Source organism: Rhodococcus sp. OAS809 (assembly GCF_040546695.1).
Classification (GTDB): Bacteria; Actinomycetota; Actinomycetes; order Mycobacteriales; family Mycobacteriaceae; genus Rhodococcus_F; species Rhodococcus_F qingshengii.
Genome location: NZ_JBEPOI010000002.1, coordinates 1,307,152 through 1,325,092, shown reverse-complemented (window position 1 = coordinate 1,325,092; position 17,941 = coordinate 1,307,152). Strand labels below are relative to the sequence as shown.

General features: G+C 62.6%; 21 protein-coding genes. 12 read left to right on the top strand and 9 right to left on the bottom strand.

The window, feature by feature from the left end:
- Together ABIE52_RS09060 and ABIE52_RS09055 are read left to right on the top strand one after the other, a co-directional pair.
- Nucleotides 1-156 (top strand): hypothetical protein, encoded by a 156-nt coding sequence (locus ABIE52_RS09060; RefSeq protein ID WP_155419219.1) that lies wholly within the window; start codon nucleotides 1-3, stop codon nucleotides 154-156.
- Nucleotides 157-263: 107 nt separating this feature from the next.
- A complete protein-coding gene (locus ABIE52_RS09055; protein WP_007735104.1) occupies nucleotides 264-1,178 on the top strand; it encodes a tyrosine-protein phosphatase in 915 nt (304 codons plus the stop codon).
- Between the two features lie 174 nt (nucleotides 1,179-1,352).
- On the opposite strand, the gene ABIE52_RS09050 is transcribed toward ABIE52_RS09055, so the two are convergent.
- Nucleotides 1,353-1,928: a TetR/AcrR family transcriptional regulator gene (locus ABIE52_RS09050; RefSeq protein ID WP_030535586.1), complete on the bottom strand. Its 576-nt coding sequence runs from the start codon at nucleotides 1,926-1,928 to the stop codon at nucleotides 1,353-1,355.
- Between the two features lie 108 nt (nucleotides 1,929-2,036).
- On the opposite strand from ABIE52_RS09050, the gene ABIE52_RS09045 reads away from it, so the two are divergent.
- The 3 genes from ABIE52_RS09045 to ABIE52_RS09035 all read left to right on the top strand — a co-directional run bounded on the left by ABIE52_RS09045 (nucleotide 2,037) and on the right by ABIE52_RS09035 (nucleotide 4,664).
- On the top strand, nucleotides 2,037-3,218 hold the full coding sequence (locus ABIE52_RS09045; protein ID WP_030535585.1) for a GDSL-type esterase/lipase family protein: 1,182 nt from the start codon (nucleotides 2,037-2,039) through the stop codon (nucleotides 3,216-3,218).
- Nucleotides 3,219-3,289: 71 nt separating this feature from the next.
- Nucleotides 3,290-3,796: a VOC family protein gene (locus ABIE52_RS09040; protein WP_047271412.1), complete on the top strand. Its 507-nt coding sequence runs from the start codon at nucleotides 3,290-3,292 to the stop codon at nucleotides 3,794-3,796.
- A 52-nt stretch (nucleotides 3,797-3,848) separates the two neighbouring features.
- Entirely contained in the window at nucleotides 3,849-4,664 is an 816-nt protein-coding gene (locus ABIE52_RS09035) for a MerR family transcriptional regulator (RefSeq protein ID WP_047271490.1), read from the top strand.
- Between the two features lie 19 nt (nucleotides 4,665-4,683).
- Here ABIE52_RS09035 and ABIE52_RS09030 read toward each other — a convergent pair whose 3' ends face one another.
- Nucleotides 4,684-4,839: a hypothetical protein gene (locus ABIE52_RS09030; RefSeq protein WP_165638325.1), complete on the bottom strand. Its 156-nt coding sequence runs from the start codon at nucleotides 4,837-4,839 to the stop codon at nucleotides 4,684-4,686.
- 276 nt (nucleotides 4,840-5,115) lie between these two features.
- On the opposite strand from ABIE52_RS09030, the gene lplAB reads away from it, so the two are divergent.
- A complete protein-coding gene (gene lplAB / locus ABIE52_RS09025) occupies nucleotides 5,116-6,165 on the top strand; it encodes a lipoate-protein ligase LplAB (protein WP_003942269.1) in 1,050 nt (349 codons plus the stop codon).
- A gap of 45 nt (nucleotides 6,166-6,210) precedes the next feature.
- Here lplAB and ABIE52_RS09020 read toward each other — a convergent pair whose 3' ends face one another.
- Together ABIE52_RS09020 and ABIE52_RS09015 are read right to left on the bottom strand one after the other, a co-directional pair.
- A complete protein-coding gene (locus tag ABIE52_RS09020) occupies nucleotides 6,211-7,371 on the bottom strand; it encodes a DUF7802 domain-containing protein (protein WP_042450699.1) in 1,161 nt (386 codons plus the stop codon).
- On the bottom strand, nucleotides 7,371-8,318 hold the full coding sequence (locus tag ABIE52_RS09015) for a metal-dependent hydrolase (RefSeq protein ID WP_030535581.1): 948 nt from the start codon (nucleotides 8,316-8,318) through the stop codon (nucleotides 7,371-7,373). Before ABIE52_RS09015 ends, ABIE52_RS09020 begins: the two co-directional genes overlap by 1 nt.
- A 225-nt stretch (nucleotides 8,319-8,543) precedes the next feature.
- On the opposite strand from ABIE52_RS09015, the gene ABIE52_RS09010 reads away from it, so the two are divergent.
- On the top strand, nucleotides 8,544-9,200 hold the full coding sequence (locus tag ABIE52_RS09010) for a TetR/AcrR family transcriptional regulator (protein WP_007735111.1): 657 nt from the start codon (nucleotides 8,544-8,546) through the stop codon (nucleotides 9,198-9,200).
- Here the strand turns inward: ABIE52_RS09010 and ABIE52_RS09005 are convergent.
- Both ABIE52_RS09005 and ABIE52_RS09000 read right to left on the bottom strand, forming a co-directional pair.
- A complete protein-coding gene (locus ABIE52_RS09005) occupies nucleotides 9,166-9,900 on the bottom strand; it encodes an energy-coupling factor transporter transmembrane component T family protein (protein WP_042450697.1) in 735 nt (244 codons plus the stop codon). The two genes, ABIE52_RS09010 and ABIE52_RS09005, sit on opposite strands and share 35 nt — an antisense overlap.
- Entirely contained in the window at nucleotides 9,897-11,936 is a 2,040-nt protein-coding gene (locus ABIE52_RS09000) for an ATP-binding cassette domain-containing protein (protein WP_030535578.1), read from the bottom strand. Before ABIE52_RS09000 ends, ABIE52_RS09005 begins: the two co-directional genes overlap by 4 nt.
- 111 nt (nucleotides 11,937-12,047) lie before the next feature.
- Here ABIE52_RS09000 and dapB point away from each other — a divergent pair, with 111 nt between their 5' ends.
- Together dapB and ABIE52_RS08990 are read left to right on the top strand one after the other, a co-directional pair.
- Nucleotides 12,048-12,803: a 4-hydroxy-tetrahydrodipicolinate reductase gene (dapB, locus tag ABIE52_RS08995; RefSeq protein ID WP_007735114.1), complete on the top strand. Its 756-nt coding sequence runs from the start codon at nucleotides 12,048-12,050 to the stop codon at nucleotides 12,801-12,803.
- Nucleotides 12,800-13,264: a hypothetical protein gene (locus tag ABIE52_RS08990; RefSeq protein ID WP_003942246.1), complete on the top strand. Its 465-nt coding sequence runs from the start codon at nucleotides 12,800-12,802 to the stop codon at nucleotides 13,262-13,264. The genes dapB and ABIE52_RS08990 overlap by 4 nt, the downstream gene beginning before the upstream one ends.
- Before the next feature lie 34 nt (nucleotides 13,265-13,298).
- Here the strand turns inward: ABIE52_RS08990 and ABIE52_RS08985 are convergent, their stop codons facing one another.
- Together ABIE52_RS08985 and ABIE52_RS08980 are read right to left on the bottom strand one after the other, a co-directional pair.
- Nucleotides 13,299-13,955, bottom strand: a complete 657-nt coding sequence (locus ABIE52_RS08985) for a thioredoxin-like domain-containing protein (RefSeq protein ID WP_003942235.1) — start codon at nucleotides 13,953-13,955, stop codon at nucleotides 13,299-13,301.
- Between the two features lie 48 nt (nucleotides 13,956-14,003).
- A complete protein-coding gene (locus ABIE52_RS08980; protein WP_058038678.1) occupies nucleotides 14,004-14,951 on the bottom strand; it encodes a hypothetical protein in 948 nt (315 codons plus the stop codon).
- A gap of 200 nt (nucleotides 14,952-15,151) precedes the next feature.
- Here ABIE52_RS08980 and ABIE52_RS08975 point away from each other — a divergent pair, with 200 nt between their 5' ends.
- Nucleotides 15,152-15,550, top strand: coding sequence for a DUF1801 domain-containing protein (locus tag ABIE52_RS08975; RefSeq protein WP_007735116.1), 399 nt, complete (start codon nucleotides 15,152-15,154; stop codon nucleotides 15,548-15,550).
- A gap of 7 nt (nucleotides 15,551-15,557) precedes the next feature.
- Here ABIE52_RS08975 and ABIE52_RS08970 read toward each other — a convergent pair whose 3' ends face one another.
- Nucleotides 15,558-16,715 (bottom strand): isochorismate synthase, encoded by a 1,158-nt coding sequence (locus ABIE52_RS08970; protein WP_020969440.1) that lies wholly within the window; start codon nucleotides 16,713-16,715, stop codon nucleotides 15,558-15,560.
- 199 nt (nucleotides 16,716-16,914) lie between these two features.
- On the opposite strand from ABIE52_RS08970, the gene ABIE52_RS08965 reads away from it, so the two are divergent.
- On the top strand, nucleotides 16,915-17,145 hold the full coding sequence (locus ABIE52_RS08965) for a phosphopantetheine-binding protein (protein WP_003942230.1): 231 nt from the start codon (nucleotides 16,915-16,917) through the stop codon (nucleotides 17,143-17,145).
- Complete coding sequence (locus ABIE52_RS08960) at nucleotides 17,133-17,933, top strand: 2,3-dihydro-2,3-dihydroxybenzoate dehydrogenase (RefSeq protein ID WP_003942103.1); 801 nt, start codon at nucleotides 17,133-17,135, stop codon at nucleotides 17,931-17,933. Before ABIE52_RS08965 ends, ABIE52_RS08960 begins: the two co-directional genes overlap by 13 nt.
- Nucleotides 17,934-17,941 lie beyond the last annotated feature (8 nt).

Sequence of the window (17,941 nt, the reverse complement as noted above, 5' to 3'; positions counted from 1 at the left end):
GTGCAGTTGCTCGACAGTGAAGTTGTTCGGCGCTGTGCAGTTACGGCTGCCGCCGCGGCCGCGGTCTGTCGTTCGATCGGGCCCGGCGTGGTCGATGGCGACGCAGTGACGGGCAAGAGTTTCTTCCTGCAGGATGGCGGCTGGCCGGGCACCTGAACACATGTCCGGTTTCTGGAGCAAAGTCGGGACGAGGAGCGTGCCACCCTTGTAATCTCGCACGGGAGTTTGCGGGGCGCGGGGTATCCCGCACAGCGAATGAGAGGATGAAGGTGACAACTGTCTACACGCGCCGCCGAGGGGCGCGCCCTTTCGGAATCGCCCTCGCTGCGCTGGTCGCTATGGGTGCGGCCCTGACAGGCCCCACACTCGCCTCCGCTTCGAGCGGCGACCTGCAATTGGGTTCGAGTCAGTTCGGATCGTCCGGGGAGCAACCGCCGCTGCCGGAGATCCCACCGCCGTCCGCGGCCGAGATCAGGCTCGACGAGGCGCGGAACTTCCGCGATATCGGCGGGTATCGGACTACCGACGGCAGGACCGTCCGGACAGGCCTGGTGTTCCGTTCCAACAAGCTCAGCTCGCTCAATGAGACTGATCTGGCAAAACTCACCGCCGCGAACCTGACCCTCGACGTCGACCTGCGCAACGCCTCCGAACGTGCGGAGGATCCCGATCGGATCCCCGCCGGGGTCACCTACCAGGTCGCCGACGTCGTCAGTATCGAACACGGCATCGCGTTCCACGAGTTCGTTCCCCTGACCCTCGGTCGCGCGTTGATCGACGGCGCAGTCAAGGGAACCTCGAACATCGGCCAGAGCATCGGCTACCCGTTCATGGTCAACTACCGTGGTTCCGATGTCGCCTTCCGTGACCTGCTGACTGCGATCGCGAACAACTCCGACGGCGCAACCGTCTACCACTGCAGTGCAGGGAAGGACCGCACCGGTTGGGGTACCGCGATCCTGCTGACCATTCTGGGTGTCCCGCGTGAGTTCATCAGTGCCGATTTCATGGCGTCGAACACGTACCTGGGCCGGGACGACGCGGTGGACCTGTCGTGGCTCGATGCGGCGTATGCACAGGTGGACCGGCTCTACGGCGGTATGGATACTTACGTACGGGAGGGCCTCGGCGTCGACCAGGGCACTGTCGACTCTCTGCGCGCCAAGCTTCTCCTCTAAGCGGAGCTCCACGCCCGGCTTCTTGCCTACTCGGACCTTCTTCTGTCCCAGTGCGACCTGTGGTTGCGGGAGCGCGCGATTGTGTGGCGCCGCTCCTGGGGTGGGCCCGAGGTTTCTTGGCCGTGTGCGATCACCAAGTGGCGCAAGAACTTGGCGCGCAAGAATCACGACTGGTCATGGACTCGACGCTGGCCAATTGGTCAGCATCGAATCGAGAGCCTCGAGGATTCTTGCCCAGCTTTCGGCGCTGTCCGGTGCACTGTGGCTGAACGATCCACCCAGCTCGAGGCTGGCGTACCCATGAAAAACGCTGCCGAGCAACCGAACTGCGTGGGTCTGATCGAGATCGGTGAGGTTGTACCCGCGCAGAATCGATCGCATCATCTGCGAGTGTCTGAAACCCGCGCTCGCGGCCGCGGCCTCCGGGGTGAGGCGCATCTGTGACGCGGCGTACCGACCAGGGTGTGACCTCGCGTAGTTGCGGTACACGTTCGCGAAGGCGGTCAAGGCGTCGCGGCCGGACCGACCGGCCACGGCGTCGGCAGCCTGGTCGGCCATCTCTTCCAAGGCAAGCAGCGCGATTCTGGTTTTGAGGTCGTTCGAACTTTTCACGTGCGAGTACAGGCTTGCGACCTTGACGTCGAACGCTCTGGCGACCGCCGATACGGTCACCTGCTCGAAGCCCACCTCGTCGGCCAATTCGGCGCCCGCCACGGCGAGGCGTTCGGGTGTCAGTCCTGCGCGAGGCATGTCCGTTGGTCCTGTTCGTCGAGAAGTGAAACCGCTTGCCTAAATAGTATAGGCAAATTACTGTGTGCTGTAGTTAAAACCTTCGCAACTTATCTACAGGTGAATGAGATGAACAGCCAGAGCAGCTGGATTACTACCGTAATTTCCGAGGACATCGTGCGCGGAGCCCTCGAGCTCGAGCGGACCGAACGCGGTGTGCTGACACACCGTCTGCCTGCCAGAGCTCGCACGCAATTCGCTGACGGGCAGATGGCAATGGCGCAATCACAACCGTCCGGAGTGCGGCTGGTGTTCCGAACCAGCGCTACGGCCATCGAACTCGACACTCTGCCCACGAAAATGATCTACATCGGTGCTCCGCCGAGGCCGCAAGGGGTGTACGACCTGATCGTCGACGGCGAACCAACCGGGCACGCAATCGCTGAGGGTGGCAACACGGTGACGATCGACATGGCGACCGGTACCGCTCAGAGACAATCCGGACCCGTCAGCACCATCCGCTTCGCGGACTTGCCCGCGCGATCCAAGACCGTCGAGATCTGGTTGCCGCACAACGAAACCACCGAACTTGTCGCATTGCGAACCGACGCCCCGCTCGAACTCGCAGTCGGCACGAAGCGTGATGTGTGGCTCCATCACGGAAGCTCGATCAGTCAAGGCTCCGGCGCTGAAAGTCCCTCCCGCACTTGGCCTGCTCTCGCAGCCTCCCTCGGCGGCGTGGATCTGATCAACCTCGGGTTCAGCGGCAGCGCTCTGCTGGACCAGTACGTCGCCCGCGCTATGCGAGACACTCCTGCCGACCTCATCAGCATCAAGATGGGCATCAATCTGGTCAACTCCGACGTGATGCGCCTGCGGGCCTTCACGTCGGCAATGCACGGCTTCCTCGACACGGTCCGCGACGGTCATCCAGTGGCTCCACTGCTGGTCGTCTCGCCTGTCTATTGCCCGATTCACGAAGACACGCCTGGACCTGGTGCATTCGATTTCGACGCGCTTGCCAGAGGCGAAATGCGATTCGTTGCTACCGGCGATCCCGCCGAGCGCGCAGCCGGAAAGCTGACGCTGCGCTCTATTCGGGAAGAGTTGGCGCGCATCGTAACCCAGCGATCGGCGGATGATCCCAATCTGCATTACGTCGACGGGTGCGATCTCTATGGTGCGGCCGAGAACGAAGAGTTGCCGCTTCCCGATCAGCTCCATCCGGACGCTGCGACGCACCGTCTCATCGGCGAACGCTTTGCCCAACGGGTATTCGCAGACGACGGCGCATTCGCACGCACGGTGTGATCGCGCAATCTGGTTCGATCGGATTTCACACGATTTGACCCTGACGTAGCGTGAGGGCTCACGATGGCTTCATGACCGATACTTACCCGGCATTCGACATCAGCCCCGTCCCTGTCCCCGCTACAGACGCCGTGCCTCCGGAACAGTTCCGAGGTCTCTACGGAATGCCCATGTTCGTGGCGGTTCCGACATCGGATCTGGCCGAATCTGCCGACTTCTGGATCCGTGGGCTCGGTTTCTTCGACCTCTTTTCGGTACCGGATCGACTGACGCACCTGCGACGCTGGGCATTTCAAGACGTTCTGCTCGTGCCCGGCGAATGTGCAGATTCACCACCGTCCGTCAGTGTGAGCTTTGCGTGTGTGCTGAGTCAGATGGACCAGATAGCACAGGCGTGTGAGGAATTGCGGCCCGGATGCACCAGCGGTCCACATCTGAAGCCGTGGAATTCACTGGAGTTGGAGATTGTGACACCGGAGAACGCGCGCGTGATCATGACGGCCGCTCGTCCGTACGACCCGAACAGTGCCGAGGCCGAGCATCTGCGAGGCATGGGAATTGACGGACCCGACGACTGAACCGAGGTCTGACGCTGTGGCCTCCCGAACCGCGTCTGTCAGACTGGATCACGTGACGGACCAACTCTTCGGAGACGAGGCAGACAGTGCTCTCACTGTCGGTGCTGCCGCATCACGACTAGGCATAACCGTACGTACCCTCCATCATTGGGACGCAATCGGTTTGGTGCGTCCGTCCGGGCGCAGTGACGGGGGCTACCGGCTGTACACCGACGCGGACCTCGGTCGCATCGGCCGGGTGCTTGTCTACCGTGACGTGGGTTTGTCGCTCGACGAGATCGGGATATTGCTCGATGCGCCCGCAGCCCACGTGGACGAGACGCTGCGTGGGCAGCGCGCCGAGTTGCGGCAACGGATAGCCGACTTGGAGGAACTGGGCGAGTCCTTGGATCGCATCATCGATGCCAGGAAGTCGGGTGTGCTGTTGCCGGCACACGAGCAGGTCTCGATCTTCGGCCGACACTGGCAGCCGTCATGGGGACCTGAGGCGCACGAGCGTTGGGGTGACAGTGCGCAGTGGGCGCAGCACGCGGAACGGTCGGCGGGTAGGACCGCTGAGGATTGGCAGAAGATCGCCGACTGCGTCGAGACGCTCAACGAAGATCTGGCGCTGGCCTGCCGATCCGGTGTCGAACCGGGAAGCGGCGAGGCGAATTTGCTGGCAGAACGGCACCGAGCGTCGATCGGGGTTTACTTCGACTGCACACATTCGATGCAGGTGTGTCTGGGACGGATGTACGTGGCCGATCCGGGATTCACCGCGTTCTACGAGCAGGTCGAGACCGGTCTGACAGTGTGGCTCCGCGCTGTCATCGATGCGAATGCTCGGGCCAACGGGGTTGCCCCCGAATCGGCGACGTGGGTGTGAGTGAGCTGGTGGTCGCTCGTCAGTCCAAAGACGCACACGCAGTGCACCACGGTCGGCCGTCGACTCCGTGGGCACGATGGGACACTGCGATGCGCGCGGCCAAAATGCAGCTTTCGTTGTCGTGATAGACGTCGAGATCCGAAGGAACCGTCGAGTGGAACGCCGGGACCTTCATGTCTACCTCCGTTGTGGCTCGCCAGGGAGTTGGCTCGTTGCGGCAATCCTCCCACCACAGAGATCATCTCGCCTGTCGGCAGAAGCAGGGCCGTTGCTCGGCCAAATTGCCAGGGGTCGACACGTGCGGTCCCGTCCGCGCGATTGTGCAGCCCCGCAGCGACTTACAGGTGTGGTTACTTGAGCGCCCTGCCTTCCGAACAGATGCGCACTGCGCGCGGGGTGTGATCTTCGACGGCGCTCACCGCAGAGAATCCCGCAGGGATAGGCTGGACGGATGCGTGGAGAGTACAAGGTTCCTGGTGGAAAACTGGTCGCGGTCGACGTCGAGGTGGCGGACGGTCGGCTGTCCGAAGTCGCAGTCTCGGGGGACTTCTTCCTCGAGCCCGACAGCGCGCTCGACGACATCAACGCGGCGTTGCGCGGAATGCCCGCCGACTCGGATGCAGAACAGTTGGCGCATGCCATCTCCACTGCGCTCGACGAGTCCGTCTCGATGATCGGCTTCACGCCGCAGTCGGTCGGCATCGCGATCCGGCGCGCACTCGGCCACGCCACGAGCTGGGCGGATCACACCTTCGACCTCATCCCGCCGGTGGTTCTCGATCCCGCGATGCACGTCGCGCTGGACGAGGTCATCGCGCGTGAGGTCGCATCGGGTGAGCGTCCGCCGACATTGCGTTTCTGGGACTGGGACTCGCCCTTGGTCGTGATCGGATCGTTCCAGTCCGTGCGTAACGAGGTCGACTCCGAGGCGGCTGCGCGGTACGGCATCGGGGTGGTGCGCCGAATCTCCGGTGGCGGCGCGATGTTCATGGAACCGGGCAACTGCATCACGTACTCGTTGGCAGTACCGGCGTCATTGGTCGAGGGTTTGAGTTTCGAGCAGTCCTACGCGTTTCTCGATCAGTGGGTCATGGGAGCGCTTGCCGAGGTCGGTATCAACGCTCGGTATGTGCCGCTCAACGATATCGCCTCGGACAAGGGCAAGATCGCCGGCGCCGCTCAGAAGCGATTCGCGTCCGGCACTGTGCTCCATCACGTGACCATGGCCTACGACATCGACGCTGAGAAGATGACGCAGGTGTTGCGAATCGGACGAGAGAAGATGTCGGACAAGGGAACCAAGAGTGCGGCCAAGCGCGTCGATCCGCTGCGTTCGCAGACCGGAATGACGCGTGCAGCAATCCTGGAGTCGTTTGCGCAGCACTTTCGAGGTCAATACGACACCCACGACAGCGATTACACGGACTCGGAGTTGGAGCAGGCGCGCAAGCTGGTGGACACGAAGTTCAGAACCGAAGAGTGGACTCACCGCGTCCCGTGAAACCGAGAAACCGGGACGAGACCCGAGCGGTCTCGTCCCGGTCGCCTAGGTAGCCGGAGTCGCTGAGTTTGCCCCGAGGAGCTCGGCGTCGGCCGTCCCGGAGTTCCGCTTCGGAATGGTGAAAGTTGCGCTCACGCACAGGATTGCGATGACGAAGCACGCCACTGTGTACCAGAGGTTCCCGATGGGATCTCCAGCGCTGGTGGAACCGTCGACCGCGTCGAAGAAGTCGGGAAGCGCACTCGCCCACAGGACGGCCATGACAACCAGGTACACCACGCTGTAGATCTGCACGAACCTGTTGGTGTGTGCAGGAGTGTTCGATTCTGCCGAGCGCAGGTGCGTCCATTGGCGGACGAGAACCACGATCGCGACCACTGTGAGGACTGCAAGTTCAGCGGCGTAGAGGAACCCGCGGACAGTGTCGCTTCCTATACCGAAGACCGTCGCCGGGAGCGGGAGAATGAACGTACCCAGCGAGGCCAGCAGGCCGATCACGATGGTGCGCCATACCAATTGAAGTCCGGAGAAGTGCTTGCCGGCATCGACGTGCCGTCCGACGAAGTACTGGACGCAGAATGCCAACGACATCGGCCACAGCGCGGCGAAGACGACCACGCTGGGAAGTGGAACCGCGTCGAACATGGGTTGGTTGATCGGGTTCGACGTCGACCACTCCCACCACCGCAACTGGGGCCCCAGGTGGTCGAAGATTTCGTAGAACGCATGGTGGACGAAGCCGACGCAGACAGCGCCCAGTAGTGGACCGTATCTGCGGAAAACGCCGAGCATTCTGACTATTTCGAAGGCCAACGTCGCCATCAGTGGATAGATGGCAACGATGTACAGCGGCAGTCGACCCCACATGAAGTCGACGGTGAACACGTTGTGCGCGAACATCGTGTCCACTTGTTCTTCGATGCCGAACGCCGCCGGGAAGTACAGCGGAGGCTCGATGATGAACAGGTAGGCGGTGGCGCCGAACCAGAGAACCAGATTGGTGGGGTCGCCGTTGCGGCGCAACCGCACGATCGCCAGGACCAGTGCGAGCACCGAGCCGACGATGATGGTCCATTCGAGGACGGGCAGGGTCCAGTTCTCCAGCGCCGCCGGGTTACGGAACTCGACGAGTCCACCTGCTTCCTGACAGGAGAAACCGAGTTCTGTTGCGAGCTGGGAAAACGTGGGGGAGCAGTGTTCTGCCATCAGTTGGCCCCTGACGTGATCGACTCGGCTTGTGCCTGAGATTCGGCGGTGTACCAGCGTGTGCAGTCGTAGCCGTCGTCGTAACGCTTGAACCACTGGTCGGCGAGTGCGGGGAGTTTCTCGTGGTCCGGGTTGTGATTGGGCATCTGGCTGCGGAAGACACCGCCGAGTGCAACGAGTTGTTCTCCGAGTTGAAGGTGATCGAAGGCGCGAGGCATCGTGCCCTTGGTCAGATACGGAGCGAACGACGTCAGAATCTTCTGCTTGGTGCGGTGGGTGGCGAACATCGACAGTGAGTCGACTTGCCGCTCGGAGAGCGGAACGTGCTGGTTGAAGCCTGCGCAGGCGATACGAATCACCTTCATCACGTGCGCGAAGATCGACGGTGCCATCCGCATCCGGTAAAGCTCGCTTCCGACAACGGAATTGAAGATGATCAGAGCCGAGCTGCGATGCTCGACCTCCTCGACGAAGTGCCAGATGAACAGCGACGCGACGCGGTCGTCTCCCGGGCGGAACAAGGTCGCCTCGTTGTCGAGCATCAGCTTGAACACCGGAGTGAAGGTCGCCTCCAGGTCCGCGGTGTATGCAAGCCGGTAGTTCAGCGAGGTCGCCTCGGTCAGTAGATCGAATTCACCGATCACAGCGTCGAGCGTGTTCTGTAGTCCGGGGTAGCGCCTGATCAGAGCCTTCACATGCTGGCGGTGCGCGGTCGAGTGATGGCCTTCCTGACGCATGAACGCCACGGCTTCCTCGGCCACTTCAGGATCGCTGATCCGCGACTTGGTCTGCATGATCATCTTCACGATCATCTTCTCGAAACCGATGGCCAGGAACGAGACCGCGTTGGACATGCTCGACCAGGCCGGATTCTCCGGGTTCCACAGGAAGGGAACGTCCTGATCCTCGAATCCGAAGTCCATTTTTCGGGGTTGAAGGTTGGTCACTTGTCGAACCTCGTCTTTCGGAGGGGCTGGTCAGGTGGCCGCTCTGGCACTCGAAGCCACGTGTGGCGGTAATCATACATATTGGTGTGCAGTTGTATGTTCACTTTCGGCGAGGGGAGTGAATTCGAGGGGCGCAGATGCAAAACCTGCCTGTGTTAGCCTGTGGCTCTTGGACTTCGAGCGCAAAGACATGGTTCGAGCCTCGTTCGAGCGAGGAAGTGGGCAGTGGCACGAAGGCGTGGGTGGGGCGGCAATCCACCGGACAGTGACGAAGATGCGTCTCGTCGCATTGTCGAGGCCGCGGTCGAGTTGATCGGACGGACGAGTTCGGAAATCAGCATCGGCGACGTCGCCGAGTCACTGGGCGTGATCCGGCAGACCGTGTATCGATACTTCCCCAGCGCTGACGCTCTGATGCGGGCAGCTGCAATCGCGTCGGTCGACGGCTACCTCGATCGGCTCACCACACACGTGAGCGGCATCGAAGATCCCGTCGAGGCGATGACCGAGGGTGTCGTCTACACCCTGACCCAGGTCCACCGAACGCCGCATCTCGGCATTCTGCTCACCAGCACGAATTCGAGTCTTCATCCCGAAGGTCTGACCTCTCAGGAGGCGCAGGCCTTCGGAATGGCGATGATCACCCGCTTCGACGTGGACTGGGTGCGTTTCGGATACGACGACGCATCACTTCAGGAACTGGTCGAATACGTCCTGCGGACGATGCAGTCGTTTTTCCTCGCGCCCGGCGACCCGAAGCGGAGCGACGAGGAACTGCGGCGATACCTACGGCGCTGGATGGGTTCTGCGATCATCGCCCAGGGAAATTCTGTCAGCGGTGATCCGATCAGCGCAGAACCAGAGTCAAAACAACCGCGCTGACGCACGCGGCGATGACGACGATCAGCGCGAACAGGTCGGCGAGCTGAGGGCGCTTGGGGTACGCCGCGATCAAACCGGTGCCCCCGCGAGCGGAGATCGCTTCACCCATCTCGGCAGAGCGCCGAATTGCCACCGACATGGTCGTGGTGATCAGATCGACTATCGAATTGTCGGCAGCGCTGTTCACCACAGCTTTCGGGCGTAGTCGTCGCGCCGCCACCAGGGTGAGCATCTCGTCGATCAAGAGCGGAAGTGAACGAATGCAGAGGGCCGTCGCGATCGCCCACTCGTCGACCGGGATCTTGAGGAATCGCAGCGGTCTACCGAGCGTTGCCAGTGCCGGCGCCACATCGCTCATCGACGTGGTCCATGCCAACATCAGTGAGACGCAGAGCAATACAAGACCGAACGTCACAGCTTGCAGGTAGATGAAGACTGCGTCGAGGCCGATCGGAAGATTGATCAACGCGCCGAGCAGGATCAGCGCCCACAACCACCACGGAGGTCGCGGAACTGCAGTCGGGGGGATGCGTCCGATCACCGCGGTCAGCAACAACAATCCGAGTACGACGCCGATCGCCGGCCAGGACGGAGCGGTCACGACCACGATGCTGACGAGAACGACGGCAACGATCTTCGTTCCGGCCCACAATCGGTGGATCGGCGATGAAGTCGGGACTTCGCGCAGAAGTGTTGTCACGTCGTCGATCCTTCCAAGGCGCTGCTGGCGGCAGGGTCGAGGATGCGACCCTCCGACAGTCGAATTGTTCTGCTGCACACGGCGTCCATGCCGTCGACATCGTGGGAGATGACGACTACTGCGGTTCCGTTCCGACGAATCCACCTGAGTACGTTCAGGATTTCGTGTCGACCGGGTGGATCGAGACCGGCCAACGGTTCGTCGAGGATGAGTACCCGCGGTTGGCGCACGAGGAGACCGGCCAGGACGACGCGTCGCATCTGTCCGCCGCTCAACTCGTCGATGCTGCGGCCGGCGATGTGACGGTCGAGTCCGACGGCGTCGAGCGCCCACGAGACTTGCACCGATCCGATCTCCGGACCTCCGGCGGCCTCGATGTCTTCGGCGACGGTTCGGCGTTGCAGCTGCAGTCGCGAATGCTGGAACGTGAGACCGACGGTGCCGAGTTGGCGTGAGACGGGTTTGCCGTCGAAGACTGCGGTTCCCTTGCTCGGTGCGATCAAGCCCGCCATGATCCAGGCCAGAGTCGATTTACCGGAACCGTTGCCGCCCAGAACCAGCAGCCCGTCGCCGTCGCCGATTGTGAGATTTACGTCCGACAGTGCGCGCCGCGACCACGGAGTCCGGTCGTTGTACGTGTGGGTGACATCGGTGAGTTGGAGGACAGCTCGAGTGCTGACCGGCCACGGCGCAGACGGCGGACCCCCGAACGTCGACGTCATCCAACCGGGTTGGTGATCGATCTGCCGTCCGCGTTGTAGTTGAATCACCCGATCTGCGTTGCGGGTGTCGGCGTGGTGATGGGTGACCAGTACCACGGCCATCGGGTGGCGTCGCGGAAGTTCGGCAAGGAGCGAGACCAATTCCTCCCGGCCGGCCTGATCGACCATCGCGGTGGCTTCGTCCGCGATCAGCAGAGCGGGGCGCCGCGCCAGCGCGGCTGCAACAGCCAGACGTTGCATCTCGCCACCGGACAGCCCGGAGGTCTCACGCATACCCATGCCCGCGAGTCCCACCTCGGCCAGCAGTGCATCGACGTCGGGATGCGACTCGGGGGGGAGCCCCCAGACGACGTCGTCCGCGACGCGGGTTCCGAGGATCTGGCTTTCGGGTCGTTGGAGGACGACGGCGGTTCCGCCGTGTCGGCCGAGACCGGCGGACCCGGGTCTCGTCAGCGTCCCGACAGTCGGCGCGCGACCGGCGAGCAACCGGGTGAGTGTGGACTTGCCCGAGCCGTTGTGGCCGACGACGGTGACGAACTCTCCTCGTCGCACGGTGAAGTTGACGTCGACGAGGGCCGGTGTCGTTGCACCCGGATAGGTGAAGCCCACGTGATCGAAAGTGACCGGCAGAGGATCGATCGGACGGTCGTCGGGTGCTGTCTGGAGCGGGTCGGCCGAAGGGAGTGCAGCCAATCGGTCGAGGACGGCGCCGAGGACGAAATAGGAGACGACGGTACTGAGGACGATTCCGGAGATGATGGACACGCCGATCCACAACCACCAGTAGTCGATGATCGAGCCGATGCTGTTCTCGATCCATTCGGCTGCGCCGACCAGTGTGGGGGCACGCTTCAAGATCTCGGCCACGCCCAACGCGGTGTTCTCGAGCGAGGTCAACAACAAGGTGCGCAGCGGAGCGAGAACAAGCAACAGGACTATGGAGAACAACGCCAGCGCGGGCCCGATGACCAATGACGACAGCAATGCGGAGACGAAGCCGAGACCGCGCCGCTTGACCGTACCGATGATTCCGCCGAGGAGAGCGCTCAATGCGACCGCCGCCGCAGATCCCGAACCCGCCGCGACAAAGGCGACTGCCGTGGCCGAGATACCGGCCGTCGTCACGGCGCGGACTCGGAAGCGCTGGGCAACAATTCCCATCGGAACGGCGGCCACGAGGTTGAGGGCGCTGGCCATGGGGATGACCGTGGCAATGACGGACAACGCGACCGTGAATCCGGCCATGACGGCACCCGTTGCCAACTCGAGTGGTCGAAGGTTGCCGGTTTCGCGGACTTGCGGACGGTTGCTCACTACGTCCAGTGTGCCAGTGGTGACATAACTCCCGCCCGACTGATGGTGAGCGCATCGGGGTGATTGCGTAGGCTTCACCTCAAACAATGCATCGGACGGAGCGTGGAAGACGTGAGTGCAGCACCCATCAGGGTCGGGGTTCTGGGAGCCAAGGGCAAGGTCGGTCGAGCGATCTGCGAGGCAGTGGAAGCTGCTCCCGATCTGGAACTCGTCGCTCAGGTCGACACCGGTGATCGCATCGAGACGTTTGTCGACACCCGCACTCAGGTAGTGGTCGATTTCACGCACCCCGACGTCGTCATGGGAAATCTGGAATTCCTCGTGGCCAACGGAATTCATGCAGTGATCGGCACCACCGGTTTCGACGAGTCCAGGCTTGCGACTGTTCAGTCCTGGCTCGACGCCCAGCCGGCAACGGGTGTTCTGATCGCCCCGAACTTCGCCATCGGTGCTGTGCTGTTGATGCGCTTCTCGGCTGCCGCGGCGCGCTTCTTCGATTCCGTCGAGGTCATCGAACTCCATCACCCCAACAAGGCAGATGCTCCCTCGGGCACCGCATACCGAACGGCCGCCATGATCGCCGAGGCTCGCGCGGAAGCAGGCGTCGGACGCAGCCCTGACGCCACCACGACCGAGCTCGAGGGTGCGCGCGGAGCCGACGTCGACGGCGTCCGGGTTCACTCCGTGCGGATGGCCGGACTGGTCGCGCATCAGGAAGTGATTCTCGGAACTCAGGGCGAGACACTGACCATTCGCCACGACTCGATCGACCGGAATTCGTTCGCGCCGGGCGTTCTGCTCGGTGTCCGCCAGATCGGCTCGCGTCCGGGTCTGACGGTCGGTATCGATTCCTTTCTCGATCTATGAACAAGACCACCCGCACCGTCGCACTGATCGTCGCGATTTGCATCGCGCTCGCGGTGTACTTCGTGCTGCTCGGCCAGCGCGGAATCCAGCTCATCCAGGACGGTGGCGGCGCCGCGATCGGTCTCGGGATCGGCGTGCTGATCCTGCCGTTCCTGGGGCTGTGGCTCGTCATCGCCACGCTCCGTGCCGGCTTCACGCACCAGCGCCTCGCGCAGCAGATTCACGACGAGGGCCTCGCTGTCGATGCGTCTGCGCTTCCGAAATTGCCTTCGGGCCGGATCGAGCGAGCGGCCGCCGACGAGTTGTTCGCCCAGATCAAGGTCGACTGGGAAGCAGACCCGGACAACTGGAAGCAGAACTTCCGACTCGCTCGCGCCTACGACTATGCCGGTGACCGAAGCCGGGCTCGGGAAACCATGCGACGGGCAGTCGAACTGGAACGCCGTTCACGAGGCAAGTAGGTGTCTACGCCGCGAAGCGGGGCCTGCTGAGACGCTACCGCTCCGGAACGGTTGTGGGAGATGACGGATCCGGAGTGGTGGGGTCGAATGGCGGCGGGTTGTTCGGGTCGAAGCTCGTCACCGGCACCGAACAGGTCGCGCCCACTTCGGGATACGTGTTCGGGTTGACGCGCAGAGCCGAGACGAACTGATCGATGCGCGCGTCCGCGGCGTTGTCGAGCTTGAGCTGACGGCCCCACGACTGCAGCGAGATCGGCGAATCCAGGGTCGGATACGGCGACATCAACGTGTAGCTCATGCCCTCGACTCGCTGTGCCAAGCGAGCCTGATCCTCGCTCGAGACGAGGTCGGGGTTGTACGTGATCCACACGGCCCCGTGCTCGAGAGAATGGACCGCATTCTCGGTCCGAATCGCTTGTGGATAAACAACTCCGGTGCAGTTTGCCCAGACCGAGTCATGACGGCCTCCGAAGGGCGGTGAATATGTGTACGCCACGCGTTCGTTCGGGCGTACGTGTTGGGCTGCTGGGTAGTCGACCGTGACAACTCCGTCGATGGCTTCGGACGGATCCGGGTTGTCGATGCTCGGAACAAACGCATCCGGGCGCGGTGATCCTTCGAGGGAATTCGCACACGAAGCCAGTGCGAGAACTGCCGAGACCACCACTGTCGCTCGAAGTTGTTTGTTCACTCGGCCATGATAGCGGCGCCTGTCCGCTTTCCCGGGGACGCGAATCGACTACGACCCGAGAGAGCCGCTCGCTCCGCCCGACAGTGCGATGTCGCTGGCGCCGCGAAGAATTCGGATTGGTGGTAATGGCCCTCGGTATGCCTCGGAGCCACTGATCAGATCACCGGCAGCGTCGAACGCGATCGCCTCACCTTGTGGCTCGTCGGGAAGGGGGACGCGAATCGGGTTGGTGTTCAACGCTTTCACGATATCGCCGTCGGGAGCTGCGTACAGGTAAGCGTCGGTATACGTGCGGAGCGCTACCACCGTGCCGTCCTTGCTCACGGCGCCGCCGGTGACAGCCATCGTTCCGGCGTGGGGAACGGGCCCACCGGGTGTGAGGGTGGGAGTAAATCTGAGCTGACCTACTTTGGCCAACATGGTCGGCGAGCCCGTACTCAGATCCTGAACCTGCTGTCGCTCAGCGGTTGTGTAGACCACGCTTGCACCTAGGTAGTCCTTGGTGACGATGACGGGAACCCCGTCGCTCTGGATCAGTAGTGTCTCGGCGTCGTGCGCGCCGTCGGGATAGACCAGGGGGTAGGAGGTCGCCGCACCTGAAGCCGGATCGAGTTCGATCAGCCCGACCGACGTTCGTACCGCGTTGTTGTCGCCGATGTCTGCCAGCCACAGATGGCCGTCGGGAGTCGACGACAGATCCTCGACGTCGACACGAGGGGTGCCCACGCTGATCCAGCGCTGCACGTGGCAGTTCGAATCGAGTTCGGCGACCCGATCGTCGGAGCCGCTGTCGCCGATTGCGTACATCCCGGCCGCGGTGACGGTGAGTCCGGACAGCTCGGAAAGGCCTGCATCGGTGGGTGTGCACAGTACGTCGAAGACGCGGGCCTGTTGCGCCGCCGCAGGAACGGTGTGAACGCCGACAATCGCGGCGGCGAGAACAACCGATCCGGCAGCCCAAGCGACTGAGTGGGTGAGCGGTCGATTCCAGATCACGATGCAGTCCTCCAGGCCGAAGAATCGGGACTTAGTACCCAGAGAATACTGGACGTCCGTCTCACTTTGACCGAAACTGCAAGAAATCGCATCTGCCGAGACGCCGTGATGCGTCAGTGATTCACCGAGTGAATCCGCGTGCAGGAGGGGATACTCGACTCACCGGAGATCGGCGGCGACGAGCAGGAAGTGACGAAGCGATGGCGAAGAGTGAGTCCGACAAGCAAGGCGCAGATTCCCCGTCTCGGTTGATCGACAAGCGAATCGAGGAACTCGGAGACTGGCGGGGCGAGATGCTCGCCCGGATACGAACTCTGATCAAAGAAGTGGATCCGGATGTGGTGGAGGAATGGAAGTGGCGAGGTGTTCCCGTGTGGTACCACGCCGGAATGATCTGTACCGGTGAGACTTACAAGAGCGCAGTGAAGGTGACCTTTGCCAAAGGCGCATCACTCGACGACGCTTCAGGACTCTTCAACTCCAGCCTCGAGGGCAATACGCGACGGGCGATCGATTTCCACGAGGGCCAAGCCGTCGACGAAAAGGCGTTCAAGGCACTCGTTCACGCCGCGATTGCCCTGAACACCTCGAAGAAGTGACGCCCTGTCAGAGATGATGTTCAGCGAGGTCGAACGCACTGAGTAGCGTGCGGAATTTTGTACTGGTCTCTCTCAATTCGATTTCCGGGTCGGAAGTAGCGACGATGCCGCCGCCGGCGTAGGCCCGCGCCGAGAGGCCGTCTGCTGCGATCTCGGCGCAACGAATAGCTACCATCCACTCGCCGTCTCCAGTCCGGTCGCACCAGCCCACGGCACCGGCATAGAACCCACGATCGGCTTCGGTTGCGGTGATGTGCTCGCGTGCGGCGACCGTCGGTGTGCCGCAGACAGCGGGAGTCGGATGCAGCGCCATTGCGAGTTCGAGCGAGGTCAGGCTCGGGTCGATCAGGACACCTTCGATCTTGGTCCCGAGATGCCACAGTTGCGGTGTCCGAAGGATTTCCGGTGCGCTGGGTGCATTGAAGGACGTGCACAGTGGTCCGAGTATCGCGCTGATGGAGTCGACGACAAACGCGTGTTCGGCCAGATCTTTGGTCGACGCGCGGAGTTGCTCGGCATTCGCCTCGTCCTGATCCGAATTCGGATGGCGTGCAATCGAGCCCGCCAGCGGGTGGCAGGTGACGACGCCGCCTCGCCTTTCGATCAGAACCTCGGGCGTCGAACCGACCAGCGAACGCCCGCGGTACTTTCCTCCGGCGGGGGACAGGTCGACGCAGAAACCGTTGTGCGCGTGATCGAGTGCAATCAGTTTCTCGGCCAGAGCGGCGGGGAAGATCGTGGACTCGGCCTCGATGGTCAGGGAGCGTGCGAGGACAACTTTGTCGAGTTCGCCTGCTCGAAGTCGTTCGATGGCTCCGCGGACCCTGTCGGTGTGGATCTGCGGGCTGGGTTCGAATCCGGCTACCCGCGAAGTGGGTAATGACGGGATGTTCGAGTGATATAGATCACCGCGGACTCGTGTGAAACTCAGTGGCGCGGTGAGGGCGGACGGCGTCTCCGGGGAGAACGGCAGGGCGCCGACGACCGAGTCGATGCGCCCGGTCTTGAGGGCTTCGGCAGCGTCGAAGGCCGAGTCGAATTCTTCGACTACTCCCGAAGTGCGGATCGACGTTTGCCTACGTGAGAGCAGGAAAACGGAGTCCGTTTCATCGTCAGTCCGGTTGTTGCGCAACGGGAATTCGGAGACTTCGGCGAGTGCTGACATGGACACCCTTCCAGTTCGACAGATTGCTTGTTATGTTGAGGCTAGCCTTAGTTTGGGTGAATTTGTGTTGCGAGCGTCCGGGTTGTGTACTTCCGTACCGTTATGGTTAGGCTGGCCTAAAGTCAAGGCGTGCGGACGGGGTCGACACGAGGTTGGGTTGGCTCGATCTGAGCGCGTCGACCACTACTCGAGGAGACCGATGAGCAACACCGTGGACCGTGACCAGATCGTGCGCGACGTCGCCGAGGTTCTGTCGATGAGGGCAGAACAACTCGGCGACGACGCGGACCTGGGTGACGAAGGCCTTGACTCGGTTCGCTTGATGACGCTCGTCGAACGGTGGCGGGGAGCGGGCGCGGATGCCGACTTCGCGGAGTTGGCAGAAGAGCCCACGATCAATGCCTGGGTTCAGGTCCTGTGCCCGCAGTGAGCGAGCGCCGAATCGCCGTGGTCACCGGTGCTGCGGCGGGGATCGGCGCCGCAGTGGCCCGTACGCTTGCGCGCGACGGGTATTCGCTGGCGTTGCTCGATCGCGACGACGTCGAATTGAAGCGGGTAACTGCGGAATTGGCAGAAACAATCGTCGAAGGCGCCGATATCGAGAGTCACGTCGTGGACGTGACCGATCGGCAGGCAGTCGACGCTGCAGTGGCCTCGACGATGGACACGTTCGGCCGGATCGACGCGCTCGCGCACGTCGCCGGAATTCTCGACACCGGATCGGTGCTGGACTCCGATCCGGACCAGTGGCGGAAGATATTCGGCGTCAACGTCTTCGGATTGCTGAACGTGCTGCAAAGCGTGGGACTGGAAATGCGTCGCCGTCGGGCCGGGGCGATCGTGGTCGTCTCGTCGAACGCGGCCGGTGTCCCACGTATCGGGATGGGTGCTTACGGTTCGTCCAAAGCTGCTGCCACCATGTTGGTTCGAACCGCTGGACTGGAGCTGGCTACTGACGGCATTCGTGTCAACGTGGTCGCTCCGGGATCCACCGACACAGCGATGCAGCGGTCACTGTGGTCGGACCCTTCCGACGATTCGGGTGCCGACGCGGTCATCGAAGGCAATCTGGCGAGCTATCGCCTGGGTATTCCGCTCGGAAAACTGGCCACCGCAGACGATATCGCGGACTCGGTGCACTTCCTGCTGTCCGACCGGGCGGCCCACATCACCATGCAGGCGCTGTACGTCGACGGTGGAGCGACGCTCAAAGCGTGAGACGTATT